Source organism: Streptomyces sp. NPDC024632 (assembly GCF_055559175.1).
In genome coordinates this window covers 397445-416801 of sequence record NZ_JBVHLD010000004.1, presented here as the reverse complement: position 1 = coordinate 416801, position 19357 = coordinate 397445, and the positions used below count along the sequence as shown (strand labels likewise).

Genomic DNA, 19357 nt, shown 5'->3' with positions numbered 1-19357 from the left:
GAGTCAAGGCTTCCGGCAAAGGTACGTACCTTAAAGTTCGCGGCGCTTGACGAGCACGGCGAGCACGACGACGCCGGGGATGAGCGGCAGCCAGGTGGTGACCAGGCGATAGCCGAGCACGGCGGAGGTCGCGGCGACGGCGGAGGCCCCGGCCGTGACCAGCGCGAGGGCGAGCGCCGCGTCCAGCGAGCCGAGCCCCGCCGGGGTCGGCAGCCAGCCCGCCGCGGTGCTCGCGAAGAAGTACGCCACCAGGATGCCGCTGACCGGCACCGGAGCGTGGACCGCCTTGACCACGGCGACGACCACCGACGCGTGCATGGCGGGGAAGGCCAGCGAGCCGCCCCACAGGCACGCCACGCGCGCCCGGTCGCGGTGCAGGGTCCGTACGTCGTCGGCCACCGACGCCAGGAAGCAGCGGGCCCGGTCGCGCGCGCGGCCCGCGTACCGCGAGGCCACGAACGCCAGCACGACCAGCACCAGCGCGACCGCGCCGATCACCATGGGGTCGGCGGGCAGCACGAATCCGTCGGGGGCCAGCCGGTGCACTTGCAGAGCGTCGGGGAAGAGCGCGAGCAGGACGAGCAGCAGCGTCACCCGGCCGATGGCGGCGGCCGAGGCGCGGACAGCGAGCGCCGCGAGCGACCGTGTCGGCGTCATGCCGTGCCGCACCAGGAAGCGCAGATTGACGGCGTTGCCGCCGACGCCCGCGGGCAGGACGTGATTGGCCGCCGAGGCCGCGAACTGCGCGGCCAGCAGCCGGCCGGGCGGCAGCGACATGACGACCGCGCCCTGCTGGGCGACGGCCGAGCAGACCCACGTCATGCACGCGGCGAAGACCGCGACGGCCATCCACTCGGCGTCCGCCTGGCCCAGCCGCCCGGCGCTGTCGCCGATCATCGGCCACTTGCTGACGGCGAGCGCCGCGACCGCGGCCACCGGCAGCAGCATGGCGGCGGACCGCACCGAATTGCGCTGCCAGAGCGCACCCTCGTCACGGGCGATGGACACGGTGACTCCTCGTCGCATGCGGTACGACGGCCGGGGCCGCCGGGGGACGGTGCGCGTAGCAGTGCGGGAAGTGGGACGGTTTGTCCAGACTAGGTGCCTTCCGGGGCGGCGTCGTACCGGCACAGGGCCACCCGGGTCAATCGTCGGACCCGTGCGCCGCGACGGCGAGGGTCCGTCAAGGGCCCCTTTTCCCGGCTGCCTTGGGGGTCCGGCCACGCCTGGAGTCTGCCCGCGTACGGTGAACGGCGCGCAGACCGTGACTGTCGCCATGTCCCCGGTCGGGTGACTCTCCACCGCCGCGGGATTAGCTCCGGAGAGTGCCGCGCATGGGCGCGGCGGACGGCGCGGAAGCCGAGGTCACCGGCGGGTCCCCGCCATGGCGCCGCGGCGGTCGTCGGAACGGTCGCCGGGGCGCGCGCTCAGCCGGTCGGGTCGGACCGCCCACCGAAGCGCCCACAGGGGCGCGGTCACCAGGTCAGGAACGCCTCGTAGGCGGGCGCGAGGGTGTCGGTGAGGGTCCGGCCGCGGACGCTGACCGCGGGACGGCCCAGTTCGGCGACGGCCGGTGCCGGGGCGGCGGCGCGGCGGTCGGGGAGGTCGCCGCAGTCCCAGAAGCCGTCGTCCGGGGCCGGGCCGTCGTCCAGGGGTACGGGCGGGGGGCCGTTGCGTACGGCGTCCAGGACGGCGCGGCGGTCCCGGCCGCGCCAGGTGGTGAGCAGGAACGGTTCGTCGTCGAAGGCGGCGCCGAGCGCGGCGAGTACGGCGGTGAGGTGGGCGCAGGGCAGCGCCCAGTCCGGGCAGTCGCATTCCAGGACCGGCTCGCCGTCCCCGGCCGGGAGCAGCGGCAGCCCGGCCCTGGCGAAGAGGGCGTCGGCGTCCGGCGGCAGCTCGCCGTCCAGGAGTTGCTCACGCGCGTCGGAGTCGGCGACGAGGGCCCGCTCGGCCCGTCGCCACTCGGCGTCGGTCAGCACCGGCAGTTCGATCCGCACCGTCCACGGCGTCGGCGCGCCGTCCCGTACCCGGGCGGTGACCAGCCCCGGCTCCACCGCGAGTCCGGTGACGCGCCCCGACGCCGGGCCGCGCGCGTACCCGAGCCCCGCGAGCCGGGCGTCCAGCCGTGCGGCCCACGTACGGCCGCCGCTTCCGGCCCCGGTCATCTACTCACCCCCGCGACGGTCCCCGCCGCGCCCGTACCCCCACCGGGGCCCACGGCGTCCGCCGGGACGCCGCACCCGCACCGACCGGAGAGGCGCGTCACTCGCTCACCGCCTCCTCCTCCGACAGCCGCAGGGCGTCGCGCAGTTCGGCCGTGGTCAGCTCCGCGAGCCAGTTCGCTGCCGCGGTGTCGCCCGCGCCGACGGCGCCGACGGCGGCGTCCGCGAGGGTGCGCTTGGCCTCGATCATCGCGTCGACGCGCTCCTCGACGGTGCCCGCGCAGACGAAGGTGCGCACCTGGACGTCGCGGGGCTGGCCGATCCGGAAGGCGCGGTCGGTGGCCTGGTCCTCGACGGCCGGATTCCACCAGCGGTCGATGTGCACGACCTGGCTGGCCGCGGTGAGGTTGAGGCCGGTGCCGCCCGCCTTGAGGGAGAGCAGGAAGACGGCGGGGCCGTCCGTCTCCTGGAAGCGGGCCACCATGTCCTCGCGGGCCCGCGCCGGGTTGCCGCCGTGCAGGAACAGCACCTCGGTGCCGAGCCGCCTGGCCAGGTGCGGGCGCAACAGGGCGCCGAAGGCCGCGTATTGGGTGAAGCACAGCGTCTTGTCGCCCGCGGCGAGCGCGGTCTCCAACGTTTCCTCCAGACGGGCGAGTTTGCCGGAACGGCCGTCCAGAGACGAGCCGTCGCCGAGGAAGTGGGCGGGGTGGTTGCAGACCTGCTTCAGCTTGCCGAGGGCGGCCAGTACGTGGGCGCGGCGGCGCAGTCCGCGGGTCTCGTCCATGCGCGCGAGCATGTCGGCGACGACCGCGCGGTAGAGCGCGGCCTGCTCCGCGGTCAGATTGCACACCACCTTGATGTGCTGCTTCGCGGGCAGTTCGCGGGCGATGGCCGGATCGGACTTGAGCCGCCGCAGCACGAACGGCCCGGTGCGGCGGCGCAGTTCGGCCGCCACGGCCGCGTCGCCGTCGCGCTCGACGGGGATCGCGTACCGCTCCTTGAAGGCGCCCGCCGTGCCGAACAGGCCGGGGTTCACCAGGTCGAGCAGCGCGTGCAGTTCGGCGAGGCGGTTCTCGACGGGGGTGCCGGTGAGGGCGATCCGGTGCCGGGCGGGCAGGGCGCGCAGCGCCCGGTACTGGTGCGTGGCGCTGTTCTTGACGCTCTGCGCCTCGTCCACGACCAGCCGCCGCCAGGTGACGGCGGCCAGCGCCTCGTGGTCGCGCTGCACCAGCCCGTAAGTGGTGATCACCAGGTCGGCGCCTCTTACCGCCGCGGCCAGTTCCGTACCGCTCAGCCGCCCCGCGCCGTGGTGCACGTACACCCGCAGCTCGGGTGCGAAGGCGGCGGTCTCGCGCCGCCAGTTGCCGACCAGCGACATCGGGCAGACGACGAGCGTCGGGCCGTACGCGCCCTGGTCGCGCCAGTCCGGGTCGCGCCGGTCCGGGTCGCCGTCCCGGTCGCGGTTCCGGTCACCCTCCCGCTCGCGGTCCCGGTCACCCTCCCGCTCGCCGTCCCGCTCGCGTTCCACGGCGAGCAGCGCGAGGGTCTGGGCGGTCTTGCCCAGGCCCATGTCGTCGGCGAGCACGGCGCCGAGGCCGAGCCGGGACAGGAACGCGAGCCAGTCCAGGCCGCGTTGCTGGTACGGACGCAGGGTCGCGGTGAAGTCGGCGGGTACGGCGACCGGTTCCGGGCGGTGCTCCGCGCTGCCGCGCAGCAGTGCGCCGAGGCCGCTGAGCCGGTCCGCGGGGTCGTCGGCGGTGACCACGGTGACGGGCAGCCCCGCCTCGGCCGCCGTCGGGTCGAGGGCGATCCGCAGGGCCTGTCCCGTGGTCATGGTGCCGCTGCCCGCGCGTTCCAGGAAGGCCAGCACGGCGGCGATCCGCTCCGGGTCGACCTCGGTCCACTGGCCGCGCAGGCGTACCAGCGGCTGCCGGGCGGCGGCGAGCGCGGTGAGTTCCTTGTCGGTCAGCGCCTGGTCGCCGAGGGCCACCCGCCAGCGGAAGGCCACGATCGCGTCCCGGTCGGCGATGCTCGACGTCTCGACGGTGCCGGGCTGCGCCTCCCGTACGGTCAGCGCCATGCCCAGCGCGGGCTTGCGCTGCCACCACGACGGGACCAGCACCCCGAAGCCCGCCTCCGTCAGCGCCGGGGCCGCCTCCCGCAGAAATTCCAGCGCCCCGGCCCGGTCGAGCCGCAGCCCGGAGGGGCGCTCACCGGCCAGCGCGGTGCGCAGCGCCTGATACGTGCGGGCGGCGCGGGTCAGCGCGGCGAGCACCGTTTGCGGCGGGTCGTCGGCGTACCGCGTCAGCGCGGCCTGCGCGGGGCCGCGCGTCCACACCTCGGCGGTCTCGACGGTGAGCGACGGCTCGTCGACGGCCTGGACGAGGAAGTCGAGGCTCCAGCCGTCGTCCTCCGCCCCGTCGCCCGGGCCCGCGCCGAGGTCGCCGCCGCGCGGTTCCGTCAGCCGGAAGCAGAGCCGCAGCGGCTGGTCGTCCGCGGCGGCCGACGCGTGCCAGGCTGACAGCCGCTCCCCCAGCCGGGCCGTCTCGACCGGGTCGGCCGCGCGCATCCGGCCGTCCGCCGCGCCGAGCGCCGCCGCCCACGCCTCGGCCGCTCCGGCCGCCTTCCCGCCCTTCACCAGCGGCCCCGCGTCCTCCAGCGCCGCCCGCGCCTCGCTGTCCACCAGGACGGCCATGACGTCCGTGACGAGCCCGGCCGCCGACCGTACGCCGTCCGCCGCGCCCAGGGTCAGCGTCGGCGGGACGGCCGCGGTCAGCCGGGCCAGCTCCTGGTGGCCCGCGGCGTCGGGCGCCGGGCGCCACCGGGCGTGCGGGACGCCGTCCTCGCGGACGAGTTCGGGCAGCAGCCTCCCCCGGCCGACCAGCCGCCACGCCAGGTCGTGGGCGGCGACCAGCCACCGCACGGAGGCGCCGTAGGGCAGCTCGGCCAGGTCGGCGTGCGACAGCTCGCCGAGGAGCTGGGCGGCCTGGCCGGGGGTGAACAGGACGGCCGGTACGGTCCAGGGCGCGAGCGCGCCGCGACCGTCGCCGGGAGCGGCCGGGGTCCGCAGTTCGGGCGACGGCCGGGGCCGCCCGGCGGCAGTGGGCAGCACGAGGCCCGCGGTCCCGCGCGCGGCGCGGCCCGCGAGCCAGCCCAGTCCTGGGCCGCCCGTCGAGAGCAGCCGTACGACCTCGGCGGCGGGCACGGCGAAGGGGTGCGTGGCGGGCGCGCCCGCCGGAGTCTCCCCGTCCGCGTCCCGGCCCGTCGCCGTCCCAGCGGCAGGCTCCGCCGCCCGTGCGTCACCGGCGGCGGGCGGGCTCGTGCCGCCCGCCGGACGCGGCGGTGTGTGTTCCGTCCACAAGGCGAGCCGCCGGTCCGCTCGCCACTGGGCGTGCAGAGCGAACACGGCGGCTGCCTTCCGTCGGCGACGGCTGATCGGCGGTTGATCAGCGGGAATGGTGGCTGCCGACAGCCTACGTCGAGGTCAGGACATCACCGGGGCGCCACCGGGGCCGCCCGTGGTGGCAGGGGTCACGCGGCGGGCGTGGTCCACTGCTGGTTGGCGGCCCCGGTGCAGTCCCAGATCTGGAGCCGAGTGCCGTTGGCCGAGCTGGGTCCCGTGGCGTCGAGGCATCTGCCCGACTGCGGATTGACCAGGGTGTTGTTGGCGCCGTGCGTCCACTGCTGGGCGGTGGTGCCGTTGCAGTCGTAGAGCTGCGCCTGGGTGCCGTTGGCGGTGCCGCCGCTGGCCAGGTCGAGGCACTTGCCGAGCACCTGGAAGGTGGTGCCGGAGGCGGTCCACTGCTGGGCGGTGGTGCCGTTGCAGTCGTAGAGCTGCACGGCGGTGCCGTTGGCGCTGCTGGCGTTGGCGGCGTCGGCGCACTTGCCGCCATAGCCGGTGATCGCGCCGGTGTGGCCGGTGCCGCCGTTGCCCGTGCCCTGGGTGCCGTTCCAGGTGAAGGTGGCCGAGGCGCCGGCGGGCAGCGAGTAGGAGAAGTTCTCGTTGCCCCAATTGGCCCGGATCGTCTGCGCGGACGACGTGTCGTTGTAGGCGATGAGCGCCTTGGACCCGTCGGGGTTGCGCCAGGCGACGTTCGGCACGCTGGTGTTGGCGGTGGAGGCGATCCGGTACGCGCCGGGCTTCACGAATTTCGTGAGGTGGCCCATCGTGTAGTACTCGATCGTGTAGTCGACCTGCCCGCTGCGGCTGTCGCCGTTGTGCACGGTGATCAGGCCGGTGCAGGTGCCGCAGCCGCCGTTGTGCGGACCCATGTTCTGGTCGACCGCCAGGCTCCATTTGACCCAGCTCTGGCCCCAGTTGCGGGTGTAGTCGATCAGATTGTGCATGTCCTCCTTCTGCTGGTTGGCGATCCAGGTGCCACCGGAGTGCTCGGTGTCGAAGGCGGGCAGATTCGGGTACTGGTTGTGGACGGTGGTCTGCTCGCTGACGTCACCGCCGTATCCGTGCCAGGCCAGACCGCCGAAGTTGGGGTCGTTGCGGATGGCCGCGTCGGTGACGGTGGGGGCGGCGTAGCTGTCGTACGTGTCCCAGTTCCAGTCCAGCGCGAGGACCTTGGTGGACAGTCCGGCCGCGTGCAGCGCGGGCAGCAGATTGGTCTTGGTGAAGTACGCCAGCCCCGCGCCGTTCCACTGCGCCGACGGGTAACCGCCGCAACAGGTGGGCTCGTTCTGCACGGTGACGTAGTCGATCGGCACACCCTGCGCCTGGTACGCCTGGAGGTACTTGACGAAGTACTGCGCGTACGCGGCGTAGTACTGCGACTGCAACCAGCCCTGGCTGTAAGCGCCGTTGTCCTTCATCCACGGCGGCGGGGTCCAGGGGGTGCCCATCACCTTGACGTTGGGGTTGAGCTGACGCGCCTGCTTGGTGAGCGGCACGACGTCGGCCAGGTCGTGGGCGATGCTGAAGTGCGCGAGCGTCGGGTCGGTCTGCCCTGCGGGCATGTCGTCGTACGTGTAGTTGCCGCGGGCCAGGTCGGAGGCGCCCATCGGATTGCGCAGGAAGCCGAGGCCGATCCCGTTGACCGGGTCGAACAGCTTCTGCATCACGGTGTTGCGGGTCGAGGCGGACAGCGCGCCGCTGGAGTTCATCAGCCAGGCCGCGGTGTCGGTGAACGAGGCGCCGCCGCCGCTGAACTGCTGGTAGGTGGTCTTCTCGTCGACGGTGACGTTCTGTCCCGAGCCGCCGGTGCCGGTCGCGAAGGTGAGCGGCGTCTGCTGTTCGAGGCCCTTGACGACGTTGCGTCCGCCGGAGTCGGAGGTGGTGGTCAGATAGACCTGCACGCTCTCGCCCGCGGCGTGCGCGGTGGCCGGAACGGCCAGCATGGGGGTGACGGCCGCCGCGGCGGCGGCGAGCATCCCGACGAGTGTGCGCCGCAAGCGGCGTCTGCCCGCGTGGGGGCGGGTTGCTGCGCTCATGGGTCCGGTTGCCTTTCTACGGCTGAGATGGCATGGCCCTGACATGACGAAATGGGCAGTCGTGGGGCGCCCACTTGTTTCATCACTTGTTTCACGGCTTATATCGCGACGTGATTTAACTCGCGCACCCTATAGGCGTCAAGGGATTGAACATGGGCTGAATCGCTGTAACGGAATGAAACAGCGGTGATTGCGTGCGGGCGGCCGGTGTGACCTGCGGCATTGGTCCAGACCGCGGGAGGAAGCGCGGCGGCGCGCGGGAGCGGGCTCCGGGGACGCACCTCTTTCCCCCGGCGGGCTCAGCCTCAGCGGGCGGCCCCAGGGAGCGGGCTCAACCTCAGCGGGCCGCCTCAGCGAGCGGCCTCGGCGCCCAGCGGGCGGGCTCAGCGCCGAGCGGGCGCCGTGCTTCCGCGCGGCACCAGGACCGGCGCCTCCAGCAGGATGTCGGCCACTTCCTGGCCGTCGACCAGCGCGAGCAGCGCGGCGGCGGCCCGCTCGCCGTACGCGGGCACGCGCCGGCTGACGGCGGTGAGCGCCGGGTGCACCAGACGGCACAGCTCGCTGTCGTCCCAGGCCACCAGGGACAGTTCGGCCGGGACCGGGATGCCCATCTCCTGCGTCACGCTCAGCGCGGCGACCGCCATCACGTCGTTGTCGTACACGATCGCGGTCGGCCGATCGGCGCCGGACAGCAGGCGGCGGGTGGCGCGGGCGCCGTCCTCGCCGGAGTAGTCGGTGTACACACAGCTCACGCCGGTCAGGCCCAGTTCGGCCGCCGCCGCGTCGAACGCCTCGCCGCGCTCGCGGGTGTGCACGAAATGCGCGGGCCCCGCGACGCGGGCGATCCTCCGGTGCCCCATCGCGGCCAGATACGCCAGCGTCTCCCGTACGGCCTCCGCGTCGTTGAGCCACACCGACGGGACGCCGGGGACGCCCGCCGCGTGGCCGACCACCACGCCCGGCAGCTCCAACTCCCTGAGCAGGCCGAGCCGGTGGTCGTCGTCGCGCAGGTCGACCAGGAGCACGCCGTCCACCCGCCGCTCCCCCCACCAGCGGCGGTACGCGGCCTCCTCGGCGTCCGCGTCCTCGGTGACCTGGAGCAGCAGCGCCGTGCCGGTGGCGGCGAGACCGGCCTCGACGCCGGAGATGAGCTGCATGAAGAACGGCTCGATGCCCAGCACCCACGCGGGCCGGTCCACGACGAGTCCGATCGCGCCGCTGCGGCTGTTGGACAGCGCGCGGGCGGCGCTGCTCGGATGCCAGCCCATCCGCGCGGCGATCTCCAGAATCCGGGCCCTGGTCTGCGCCGACACCCCAGCCTTGCCGTTCAGCGCGTACGAGACCGCGCCCTTGGACACGCCCGCGGCGTCGGCGATGTCGGCGATGGTGGGACGCTTCACAGGGCTCACTCGGCCTCTAGGTGCCAGGGCCCGCGCGGGCCGTACTCGGATGCGATCGGCACACACCTTAACAACGCTGAAACGTCGCCGCACCCTGTGTGACGGACTCCCATGGTGCCCCATGACGCTTCTCCGCTCAACCGGTTCAGCGGCTTCGAGCGCCCTGCGCGCGAGTGCCGCTCCGGCCCCGTCACGGCCCCCCCGACCGGACCGCGTCCCGTACCGCCCGGCTGTGGCGGGGCGCCGGCTCCGGGGCAGGGGGGCCGCCGGGAGACACGCGCGGAACAGGCGTACAGGGCCCGTGTGCGGCCCCTCCCGGCCGGGCCCCGCCCCTCACGCCCGTGTCGCCGCGATCTCCAGGCGTACGTAGTCCACGACCGGTTCGGCGAGCCGGGCGGCGACGGCCTTGACGAAGGGCTCACGGTCGTCGTCGGCCATGCCGTCGAGGTGGGCGCCGAGGACGACGGTGGCGAGGTAGGACTCCAGTTGGTCGCCGGGTTCGAAGCGGGCCGGGTCCGGCCGGAGGCCGACCTCGATGCCGGTGAACCCGGCGTCGGCGAGCTGCCGCCGGGTGTCCTCGACCCCGGCGAAGTCCCAGACGTCGGGCGCGCCGCCCAGGACGTCGGCCACGGCCGCGTTGACGGCCGCGATGTTGCCCCTGCCGCCGCATTCGCTGACCAGTCGGCCGCCGGGGCGCAGCCGTCCGGCGAGCGAGGTGAAGAGCGCCGCGTGGTCGGCGATCCAGTGGAAGGCGGCGACGCTGAAGACGGCGTCCACCTCGCCGTCGAACGGCAGCGGTCGCGTCAGGTCGGCGTGGACGACCTCGACGCGGTCCAGCCGTCCGGCGAGGCGTTCGCGGAGCTGTTCCAGCATGCGGACGGAGCCGTCCACGGCCACCACCCGGCCGCGCGGCAGGAGGTCGAGCAGGCCCGCCGTGTCGCGGCCGGTGCCGCAGCCCGCGTCGAGCACCCGCTCGTCACCGGCCAGCGGCAGCCGCCCGAGCGTGCGCCGTCCCCAGCCGAGGTGCGGCAGGGGCAGCGAGTCGTACGTCTTGGCGTCCCATTCCCTCGGCATGGCGCGGCACTCCGTTCCCCGGCCCTCGGGCCGTCAGCTCCCGCCGCGGCACGGCGAGTTCAGCGGTCACGCTACGCCCGTCGTCCACATCATGACACCCGCATCTCACATAATGAGCTACAGGGTCGCTGACCAGGTCGGCTTGCGGTCCTTGTCGACCAGCGCCGCGCGCACGCCCTCCGCGAAGTCGGGGGTGAACGCCGTCGCGCACGCCCATGCCAGCTCGTCCGCCAGGCACTCCTCAAGCTCCGCGCGGGCGCCGCGCGCCAGCAGGTCGAAGGTGATCGCCAGGCTCGCGGGCGACGCGCGGCGCAGCGCCTCCAGCGTGTCGTCCGCCCACGCGCGGTCCTCGTCCTCCGCCACCAGCCGCGCCCACACCTCGCCGAGGTCGGGGGCCGCGAAGCAGCGTTCGATCGCGGCGAGGTGGTCCGTCAGCTCCGACGGCGGCGCGCCGACGTACCGCGCCAACGGCGCCCCTGCCGGGTCCGTGCCGTCGTCGCCGGTCAGCGCCGCCTCCAGCGCGGGCAGTTCGGCGGCGGGCACGTAATGCGTGGCGAGACCGCACGCCACGGCCGCCGCGCCCGACACGCGCACTCCGGTCAGCCCGAGATACCAGCCGACCGCGCCCGGCAGCCGGGGCAGGAAGTAGCTGGCGCCGATGTCGGGGAAGAAGCCGATCCCCGTCTCCGGCATAGCGAGCGCCGCCCGCTCGGTCACGACCCGCGCCGACCCGTGCACCGAGATGCCGAGGCCGCCGCCCATCGCGTAACCGTCGATCAGCGCCGTGTACGGCTTCGGGTACCGCGCGATCATCGCGTTGAGCCCGTACTCGGCCGTGAAGTACGTCTTCACCGCCGTCTCGTCCCCGGCGAGCGCCGCCGCCCGTACGGCCCTGATGTCACCGCCCGAGCAGAACGCCTTGGGCGACGTGCTGCGCACCACGACCGACCGTACGGCCGCGTCGTCGCGCCACCCCTCCAACGCCTGCGTCATCAGCCGGACCATCGTCAGGTCCAGCGCGTTCAGCGCCCCCGGACGGTCCAGCTCGATCACCCCCGTGCCCCCTTCGCTCACACGGGTCCTCACGGGCGATCCGACGGCATCCATGCTGCTCCCCACGGCTTCCGGACCCCGCCACCGGAGCCTCGCCCCCATCCAAACAGACGCCTCTCGACGCCCCGCGCGAGCGGCCCCGGCGCCGGTGGGCGGGCACGCGGGCGGGCAGGGGTGTGCGGAACCGTCTCACCAGGCCGACGCGCGGTACGCGCCCCCGAGGGACTTGGTACGCTCGGCGACGGGCCGTGACTGGCGCGCTGGGATGGGTTCAACCATCGGGAAGCGGCCCGCGCTGGAAGCGATGAAGTGCCGTGCGCCTGGGCCGTCCCGTTCCGATCAGGAGGACTCCCATGGCCGCTTCCGAGCCGTCTGCCAGCACCGCCTCGACCGCCTCAACCGCTTCAACCGCCTTCCGCAGCGCGCTGGACGTGATCCGCGGGGTCGAACCGCGCGTCGCGGACGCCATCGCGAACGAGCTGACGGACCAGCGCGAGATGCTGAAGCTGATCGCCAGCGAGAACTACGCGTCGCCCGCCGTGCTGCTGGCGATGGGCAACTGGTTCAGCGACAAGTACGCCGAGGGGACCGTCGGCCGCCGCTTCTACGCGGGCTGCCGCAATGTGGACACCGTCGAGTCGCTGGCCGCCGAGCACGCGCGGACCGTGTTCGGCGCCGACCACGCCTACGTACAGCCGCACTCGGGCATCGACGCGAATCTGGTGGCCTTCTGGGCGGTGCTGTCGCAGCGGGTCGAGAGCCCGGCGCTGGCCAAGGCGGGCGTCAGGCAGGTCAACGACCTGTCGGAGGGGGACTGGGCGGAACTGCGCCGCGAATTCGGCAACCAGCGGATGCTCGGCATGTCCCTGGACGCGGGCGGCCACCTGACCCACGGCTTCCGCCCGAACATCTCGGGCAAGATGTTCGACCAGCGCAGTTACGGCACCGACCCGGCGACCGGTCTGCTGGACTACGACGCGGTACGGGCCACCGCCCGCGAATTCCGTCCGATGATCATCGTGGCGGGCTACTCGGCGTACCCCCGGCTGGTGAACTTCCGTCTCATGCGGGAGATCGCGGACGAGGTCGGCGCGACGCTCATGGTGGACATGGCGCACTTCGCCGGTCTGGTCGCGGGCAAGGTGCTGACCGGCGACTTCGACCCGGTGCCGCACGCGAACATCGTCACAACGACCACGCACAAGTCGCTGCGCGGCCCGCGCGGCGGCATGGTGCTGTGCGACGACTCGCTGGCCGAGCACGTCGACCGCGGCTGCCCGATGGTGCTGGGCGGCCCGCTGCCGCACGTCATGGCGGCGAAGGCCGTGGCGCTCGCGGAGGCGGCGCGGCCGGAGTTCGCCGACTACGCGCAGGCCGTCGTCGACAACGCGCGCTCCCTCGCCGAGGGGCTGCTGACCCGCGGCGCGAAGCTGGTGACGGGCGGCACCGACAACCACCTCGTGCTGATCGACGTCTCCGGCTACGGGCTGACCGGCCGCCAGGCCGAGGCCGCGCTGCTGGACGCGGGCATCGTCACCAACCGCAATTCGGTGCCGCAGGACCCGAACGGCGCCTGGTACACCTCCGGCATCCGGATCGGCACCCCGGCGCTCACCACGCGCGGGCTCGGCGCGGTCGAGATGGACGAGATCGCGGGCCTGATCGACACGGTGCTGTCCGGTACGACGGCCGCGCCCGCGAAGAGCGGCGGCCTGTCGAAGGCGAAGCACGTGCTGGACGCGGCGGTGGCGGAGCAGGTCGCCAAGCGCGCCACCGACCTGCTCGCGGGCTTCCCCCTCTACCCGGGCATCGACCTGAGCTAGCGCCCGCGACCCGAACCGGGTCTTGGACCGGACTCCCCCGAACGCCGAGCGGGCCCTTCCCTTGCGGGAGGGCCCGCTCTGTTCGGCGGTTCGCCGGATCGACGGATCGACAGTCCCTAGCTGAGCTGCCAGATCACGCCGTGGTGGGCGATCGTCAGCGCCAGGACGACCAGCAGGTCGGCGACGCCGAGGGCGAAGCCGAGCAGCGCGCGCCCGCGGCGCTGGGTGCCGCGGCTGATCGCGACCAGGGCCAGCACGATGGCGACCGGGCCGAGCACGAGGTTGAGGACGAGCAGGCCGGGGAGGCCGAGCAGGAAGGACGCGACGGCCATGCCGTCGGCGTCACGGGTGTTCGCGGCCGGTGTGCCGGTCGCGACCGGGTGGGCTGCGGTGTTCACGGTGTTCCTTCCGGGAACTGTCGTGGTGGGCCGGGGTGTCGGGCCGGTAGGGGCCCGTGCCGCACGCGGAGTGCGGGGTGCGCGTCGGCGTGGGTTCAGCCGCGGTGCCGGGCGATGCCCTCGCGGACCGCGAAGCCGAACAGCCAGACGGCGATGGCGCCCGCGGCGACGAGGAAGACCGGCAGCGTGGTGTGGGCGGCGGCGCCCATCAGGACGCCCATGCCGAGCAGGAGGACGACGAGGCTCATGTCTGCTCCACCTCCGGGGAGTTGACGTTTCAGATAACACTTGTTCACTGACTTCATCAGTGTAGCGCCGGGCCGCGCTGGCCAAAGTCGGAGAACGGTTGTTTACTGAATGACATGAGTCACACTCCGGGGGTCCGCCAGGCACAGAAGCAGCAGACCCGGCAGTCGCTGCTGGACGCGGGCCTGCGGCTGCTGGAGCACCAGAACCTCAGCAGCCTGGGCCTGCGCGAGCTGACCCGGGAGATCGGCGTCTCCCCCGCCGCCTTCTACCGGCACTTCCCCGACATGGCCGACCTCGGCGTCGCCCTGGTCGCCGAGTCGCTGGGCAGCCTGCACACCGTGATCCGGGCGGTGCTGGCCGAGGGCGCCGATTCCGCGGAACTCATCGACCGGACGGTGGCGCTCACCGCGGCGTACGTGGCTGAGCACCGCGCGCATGTCCGCTTCATCGCCCGCGAGCGGCACGGCGGCGTGACGCGGGTCCGCGAGGCCATCGCCGCGGAGCTGAACGGTTTCGCCGACGAGGTGGCCGCGGGACTCGCCGCGCAGCCCGTCTCCGCGGGCTGGCCGGCCGACGACCTCCGCGTACTCGCCGAGTTGTACGTCGACCACATGGTGATGACGGCCGCGGCCTTCCTGGAGGCCCCCGCGGACGACCCGGCGGCGCGCGACCGCATCATCCACGCCGCCCGGATGCGCATGCGCGTCATCAGCATCGGCCGCGCCCACTGGCTCGACCCGGAGGCGTAACGAGCCGGTCCGGGAGCGCGGGACGAGCCGGTCCGGGCCACGGAAAGGGGTGCCGCCGGTGCGAATGGAGACCCATCCGCACCGGCCGTCCCCCGTTGTCCCCCGCGCCTCCCCCGACACGGGACACCCACGATGCCCAGGGGCACCGGTGCCCCCGATCATGTCCCGGACAGGAGGTGCCAAGGGAGGGCATAACGCGCCACGCACCGGACCCAACGCGCCACATGCCGCGTAAGCTGCCGGAACCCCTTCGCATGAACCATGCGCCACGCACCACGCACCACGCACCACGCACACCTCCCGACCCGACCGACCCGACCCGACCCGACCCGACGAGCCGACTGCCCGAGGAGCCGGTCATGCCCCCCACCGCGACACCGTCCGTCGGCCCGGCAGGGCCCGCCGCCCCCGACCGGCTGACGGAGCCCGACCGGCTGACGGAGTGCGTCGTCGTGCCGCGCTTCATCGCCACTGCGGCCACCCCGAGCCTCGCGCAGGCGCGGCAGCTCGTACGGGCGGCGGGACTGCCGAACGTCCTGCACGGGCCGGAGACCGCGCGGACGCCGTCCGCGAACACCTACCGCCTCTGGGGCGCGGTGCTGGCCCGCACGGAGCGGCCGGACGCCGGGCTGCTGGCCGCCGCGGGCTACCGGCCGGGACTGCTCGACCTCTTCGACTACCTGTTGAGCACCGCACCCACCGTCGGCCAGGGCCTGGCCAGAGCCGCCTCGTACATCCATCTGGTGAGCAGCAATTCGGTGCTGACCAGCACGGAGTCGGGCGACGAGGTGAGCGTGGAGTACGCGGTGCGGCGCGGTGACGACGAACTGCGGGGCGTCGTCGCGGAGTTCGCCCTGTCGGTGGTCACCTCGCAACTGCGCCACGCCACCGGGACGGCCCTCACCCCGCTGCGGGTCTCCTTCACCCACCGGCGGCCACGCGGACACGGCGGCTACGGGGAGGCGTTCGGCGACGCGCCGGTGGACTTCGACGCCGAGGCGGACGCGATCACGCTGCACCGCGCCGATCTGGAACGCCCGTTGGTCACCGCGGACCCGGCGCTCGCCGCGATCATGATGCGTACCGCGCGGACTGTACGGGTTCCCCGGGCGGACACCGAGGGCGTCGCCGTGCCCGGTCTGCGTGAGGCGATCATCACCCAACTGCCCGACGGACGGCCCTCGTTGGCCGAAGCGGCGCGGCGGCTCGCGGTCAGCCCGCGCACCCTCCAGCGCCGTCTCGGCGAGTCGGGCACCACCTGGCGCGCCGAACTCGACGCCGTACGCCGGGAACGGTCCGCCGATCCCCGGCACGCGGGCGGCGGCTCCGCCCAGCGCGCGGCCCGCCTCGGCTTCGCCGAATCCCGGTCGCTGCGCCGCGCGATGAACCGCTGGGACGCGCGCGAGCGCGAGACCGGGCAGCATACGGATCGGGCGGAACAGGCGGAACGGGTGGGCCAGGACAGGGAAACGGAACGCGACAGGGAGTGGGGACGACGTGCGTGAGTCCGGTGAGCACACCGAGGGCGGCGACCCCGTCTGCTGGCTGAACCGCGTCTGCGACGAATGCGGCGCCTTCCGCGAGGACATGACGGCCAGCGCCTGCGCCCGCTGCGGTACGCCGTTCCCGACGGGTGACGGCGTCGGGCCGGGCCAGGCCCGCGAGCACCCCGACCGCACCGACCACGACTCCCCCTCCGACTGACCCCGCAGCCCGCCCCAGCCCGCAGAGAGCCGCCCGCATGCCCGGACCCGACCGCGTCCTCGTCTTCAGCGCCACCGCCGGGTACCGGCACGACTCCATACCGGCCGGGGCCGCCGCCCTCACCGAGATCGCGGCGGACCACGGACTGCGCGTCCACCACACCGAGGACAGCGCGGAGTTGGGGGCAGCCGTGCTCGACGGCTGCGCGGCCGTCGTCTTCCTCTCCCCCACCGGTGACGTCCTCGACGACCTGACCCGTCGTCACCTGCGGGCCTACGTCACGGACGGCGGCGGTTTCCTCGGCGTCCACGCCGCCGCCTGCGCGGAGGAGCACTGGCCGTACTACGAAGAGCTGGTCGGCGCCCGCTTCGACGGGCACCCGGAGATCCAGCGGGCCGAGGTGACCGTCGAGGACCGTACGCACCCGGCGACCGCGCACCTGCCGGAGCGCTGGACGTGGACCGACGAGTGGTACAACTTCCGCGCCGGTCCCCGCGATGCCGGCCGGGCCACCGGCGCGGACGCGGGCGTACGTGTGCTGGCCTCGGTGGACGAGCGGGGCTACACCGGCGGCACGATGGGCGCAGACCATCCGCTGGTGTGGTGCCGTCGCCTGGGTGCGGGCCGGTCGTTCTACACGGCGCTGGGCCACGACGCGACGGCCTACGCCGACCCGGACTTCCGCGCCCACCTGCGCGGCGCGCTCCTGTGGTGCGCCGCGAAAGGCCCGTCCGCCGACGGGAACTGACGGCGGATCACGCAGCCGGAGGGCGCGCGGGGGCCAACCATGCGCCGCAAATCTGCGCGTTCGCGGGCGCAATCGGCTACCGCGCTACTACCCTGAGTCGCCGCGGGGTTGGCGAGGCGGAGCCGGGAGGGCCGGATGGACGCAGAGCCTAAGAACGGAACGGAGCCCGTACGGTCGGGCGGCCGGCCGGCGGAGCAGTTCGACCAGTTACTCCGCCGTGCGGAGAACGGGGAACGGGTGGAACCCGTCCTGGCCGCGGAGGTGCGCACCGCGCTGATGCACTACTGCGGCCTCCAGTCGTGCCGTCACACCAAGGGCCCGCCGCGCAAGCTGAACCGGCGCACCTTCCGGCACAGCTTCCTGCTGCCGGACGGCGCCGTCCGCGTGGTGTGGGAGCTCGAACACAACGCGGGGCCGGACGACGGCGCCGTGCACCGCGCCGTCTTCACCGAACGCGAGGACCTGACGCTCGCCGAGTGGGAGGTCGACGCGGTCTTCGGCGGCTCCCCGGGACCGCGCGACCTCGCCCCCGACGCGCCCGCGTCGCCGTACGAGGACACGTTGCCCGCGACCGCGACCGGGCTGCTCGCCGACACCCCCGACGCCTTCCGTCGCGCGTACACCGAGGGCGACTCCGCCGAGCACGCCTGGCGGCTGCTGCGCCGCGCGACCAACGCCAACGCGCCCGGCCAGGACGTCCGCGGCAGGCTGCGCGCCGCGATCGCGCACGACATCAGCATCGTCACCCGCCGCAGCGCCCTGATCCGGGGCCGCCATGTGTCGTGGTCGCTGTACGAGCACGCGTTCCTGCTGCTGGACGGCACCGAGGTGAGCCTGTGGGAGATCGACCACACCCGCACACCGAGCGGCGACCCGGTGTGCGAGGTCTACGCGTCGCAGGACGCGGCCCTGGACACGGCGGTACGGCGGATCGAGGCGGCCTGAGGATGTCGATCCGCACGGGCACGGGCTAAAGGGCGGCCCCCACCGCGCCGTTGGCCGCGGCACGCGCGCGGGCGACGGCCGCGGCGAGGTCGGCGGCGCCGATGATCTCCTCGTGGGCGCCGTGGCTCCCGCAGGCGTAGGCGCCGGAGACGGAACCGGCGAGCACGCACTCCGCCAGGTCGCGCCCGGCGAACCGGGCGTGCAGGAAGGCGGTGAGGAAGGCGTCACCGGCTCCGTTGCTGTCCACGACCGGGCGTTCGGGGGTGACGGCGGGGAAGTGCCGCGGCCGGTCGTCGCCGCGGGCCAGGACGTGGCAGCCCGCGGCGCCGTCGGTGGCGACGACCAGCGAGGCCCTGCCCCGCTCGACGATCCGCAGCATCACCGCGCCGATCCCGTCGCCCACCGAGGCGGCGCTGAGGAAGACGAGATCCGCGCCGTACGCCCACGGGTGGGCGGAGGCGTCCTCGCCGTCCCAGGCGTGCAGGTCGGTGGAGACGGTGCGGCCCAGCCGGGCGGCGTCGGCGAACACGTCCTGGGCCAGGGGCGATCGGGAGATGTGCACATGGCGGGCGCGGGCCAGGTGGGGCAGGTAGAAGGCGCTCGGCAGCCGCAGGCCGTCCGGGTGGCGGCCGTCGTAGAAGGAGAAGCGCCGCCCTTCGCGGTCGACCAGGTTGACGCTGCGCGGGGTGCCCGCGGGCGCGGGCAGATGGCTGAAGTCGAGCCCGGCGGACGCGTACCGCTCCAGGATCATCCGGCCCTGCGCGTCGTCGCCGAGGAAGTCGATGAATTTGGTGGTCAGGCCGAGCGCGTGGAAGCCGAGGGCGACGCCGTTGCCGGTGTGCGCGACATAGTCGCGGATCGGCGGGACGCCGACCGAGTCGCTGTCGGGGATGGCGAAGTCGTCGACCCGCACGATGGTGTCCACGCCGGTGCCGCCGACCACGAGGACGTCGTAGTCGGGGCTCGCGGAACCGGGGCTCGCAGAACCGGCGCTTTCGGAACCTGGGCTTTCGAAACCGGCGCTTTCGAAACCGGGCGCGTCCGCGCCCCGTACCTCGGCGTCCGTCGCGTCGCGGCCCCGCGGTGCGGTGGTCATCGGCGGTCTCCCTCGTGGTCACCGCGGCGCGCGGCGTGGTCCTGGTGCGCGGTCAGTATCAGCAGCGAAAGCCGGGACAGCGGCGGCACCGGGTCGGTGCGGCCCGCCCGCTGCCAGGCGATGATGATCGTCAGTCTGATCATCTTCCGGGCGACGTACAACAGCAACGCGGCCATGGGCAGTTCGGCGAGGCCGGCGGTGAGCAGCGAGCCGACCCTGTCGTCGCTGTTCCAGTCGAGGACGACGTCGAACCAGGCGTCGCAGATCAGCAGGGTGCCGGTGACGATCGCCCACGGGATGAAGATCTGGAGCCGCCGCCAGGCGCACAGCGCGGTGACGCCGATCGCGAGGATCAGCGCGCAGTCGAAGCCGACCCACGCGAAGCGCCACTGGCTGACCACCCGGTGGCTCGGGAGGCTCGCCAGCAGGTAGCCGATCCAGGGGATGAGGAAGATGAAGCTTCCGGTGACGACCGCGAGGAACATCTGGCGCATGTGACGCACGTGAGGATCGTGCG

General features: G+C 73.7%; 17 protein-coding genes and 1 riboswitch. Of the genes, 6 read left to right on the top strand and 11 right to left on the bottom strand.

The window, feature by feature from the left end; translation table 11 throughout:
- Positions 1-30 precede the first annotated feature (30 nt).
- The 7 genes from ACZ37P_RS11300 to ACZ37P_RS11270 form a co-directional block, all read right to left on the bottom strand.
- Complete coding sequence (locus tag ACZ37P_RS11300; RefSeq protein ID WP_401308238.1) at positions 31-1008, bottom strand: lysylphosphatidylglycerol synthase domain-containing protein; 978 nt, start codon at positions 1006-1008, stop codon at positions 31-33.
- 467 nt (positions 1009-1475) lie between these two features.
- The gene (locus tag ACZ37P_RS11295) at positions 1476-2165 is read right to left on the bottom strand and encodes an SWIM zinc finger family protein (protein ID WP_467346153.1); all 690 of its coding nucleotides are present in this window, start codon (positions 2163-2165) and stop codon (positions 1476-1478) included.
- Between the two features lie 97 nt (positions 2166-2262).
- Positions 2263-5568, bottom strand: a complete 3306-nt coding sequence (locus ACZ37P_RS11290) for an SNF2-related protein (RefSeq protein ID WP_467346151.1) — start codon at positions 5566-5568, stop codon at positions 2263-2265.
- A gap of 125 nt (positions 5569-5693) precedes the next feature.
- The gene (locus tag ACZ37P_RS11285; RefSeq protein ID WP_467346149.1) at positions 5694-7601 is read right to left on the bottom strand and encodes a ricin-type beta-trefoil lectin domain protein; all 1908 of its coding nucleotides are present in this window, start codon (positions 7599-7601) and stop codon (positions 5694-5696) included.
- Between the two features lie 383 nt (positions 7602-7984).
- Positions 7985-9001, bottom strand: coding sequence for a LacI family DNA-binding transcriptional regulator (locus ACZ37P_RS11280; protein ID WP_355346758.1), 1017 nt, complete (start codon positions 8999-9001; stop codon positions 7985-7987).
- A gap of 333 nt (positions 9002-9334) precedes the next feature.
- Positions 9335-10075, bottom strand: a complete 741-nt coding sequence (locus ACZ37P_RS11275) for a class I SAM-dependent methyltransferase (protein WP_391045759.1) — start codon at positions 10073-10075, stop codon at positions 9335-9337.
- 117 nt (positions 10076-10192) lie between these two features.
- The gene (locus ACZ37P_RS11270; RefSeq protein ID WP_467346147.1) at positions 10193-11182 is read right to left on the bottom strand and encodes an enoyl-CoA hydratase/isomerase family protein; all 990 of its coding nucleotides are present in this window, start codon (positions 11180-11182) and stop codon (positions 10193-10195) included.
- Between the two features lie 184 nt (positions 11183-11366).
- Positions 11367-11461, top strand: a riboswitch (ZMP/ZTP riboswitch).
- Positions 11462-11481: 20 nt separating this feature from the next.
- Between ACZ37P_RS11270 and ACZ37P_RS11265 the strand changes: the two genes are divergently transcribed.
- Entirely contained in the window at positions 11482-12951 is a 1470-nt protein-coding gene (locus tag ACZ37P_RS11265) for a glycine hydroxymethyltransferase (RefSeq protein ID WP_467346145.1), read from the top strand.
- A 116-nt stretch (positions 12952-13067) separates the two neighbouring features.
- On the opposite strand, the gene ACZ37P_RS11260 is transcribed toward ACZ37P_RS11265, so the two are convergent.
- Positions 13068-13283: a DUF4190 domain-containing protein gene (locus tag ACZ37P_RS11260; protein WP_467346218.1), complete on the bottom strand. Its 216-nt coding sequence runs from the start codon at positions 13281-13283 to the stop codon at positions 13068-13070.
- A gap of 161 nt (positions 13284-13444) precedes the next feature.
- Positions 13445-13597 (bottom strand): hypothetical protein, encoded by a 153-nt coding sequence (locus ACZ37P_RS11255; RefSeq protein WP_355346770.1) that lies wholly within the window; start codon positions 13595-13597, stop codon positions 13445-13447.
- Between the two features lie 114 nt (positions 13598-13711).
- Here ACZ37P_RS11255 and ACZ37P_RS11250 point away from each other — a divergent pair, with 114 nt between their 5' ends.
- The 5 genes from ACZ37P_RS11250 (at position 13712) to ACZ37P_RS11230 (ending at position 17744) form a co-directional block, all read left to right on the top strand.
- Complete coding sequence (locus ACZ37P_RS11250) at positions 13712-14347, top strand: TetR family transcriptional regulator (protein ID WP_467346143.1); 636 nt, start codon at positions 13712-13714, stop codon at positions 14345-14347.
- A gap of 359 nt (positions 14348-14706) precedes the next feature.
- On the top strand, positions 14707-15852 hold the full coding sequence (locus tag ACZ37P_RS11245) for an AraC family transcriptional regulator ligand-binding domain-containing protein (RefSeq protein WP_467346142.1): 1146 nt from the start codon (positions 14707-14709) through the stop codon (positions 15850-15852).
- A complete protein-coding gene (locus ACZ37P_RS11240; RefSeq protein WP_401308261.1) occupies positions 15845-16051 on the top strand; it encodes a hypothetical protein in 207 nt (68 codons plus the stop codon). Before ACZ37P_RS11245 ends, ACZ37P_RS11240 begins: the two co-directional genes overlap by 8 nt.
- A gap of 37 nt (positions 16052-16088) precedes the next feature.
- Positions 16089-16799 carry a ThuA domain-containing protein gene (locus ACZ37P_RS11235; protein ID WP_401308264.1) on the top strand — a complete coding sequence of 237 codons (711 nt, stop codon included), beginning with the start codon at positions 16089-16091 and terminating at the stop codon, positions 16797-16799.
- Between the two features lie 135 nt (positions 16800-16934).
- A complete protein-coding gene (locus ACZ37P_RS11230) occupies positions 16935-17744 on the top strand; it encodes a DUF6227 family protein (RefSeq protein ID WP_355346784.1) in 810 nt (269 codons plus the stop codon).
- Positions 17745-17769: 25 nt separating this feature from the next.
- Here ACZ37P_RS11230 and ACZ37P_RS11225 read toward each other — a convergent pair whose 3' ends face one another.
- Entirely contained in the window at positions 17770-18840 is a 1071-nt protein-coding gene (locus tag ACZ37P_RS11225) for a carbohydrate kinase family protein (RefSeq protein WP_467346140.1), read from the bottom strand.
- Positions 18837-19343, bottom strand: coding sequence for a hypothetical protein (locus tag ACZ37P_RS11220; protein WP_355346790.1), 507 nt, complete (start codon positions 19341-19343; stop codon positions 18837-18839). The genes ACZ37P_RS11225 and ACZ37P_RS11220 overlap by 4 nt, the downstream gene beginning before the upstream one ends.
- Between the last annotated feature and the right edge of the window lie 14 nt (positions 19344-19357).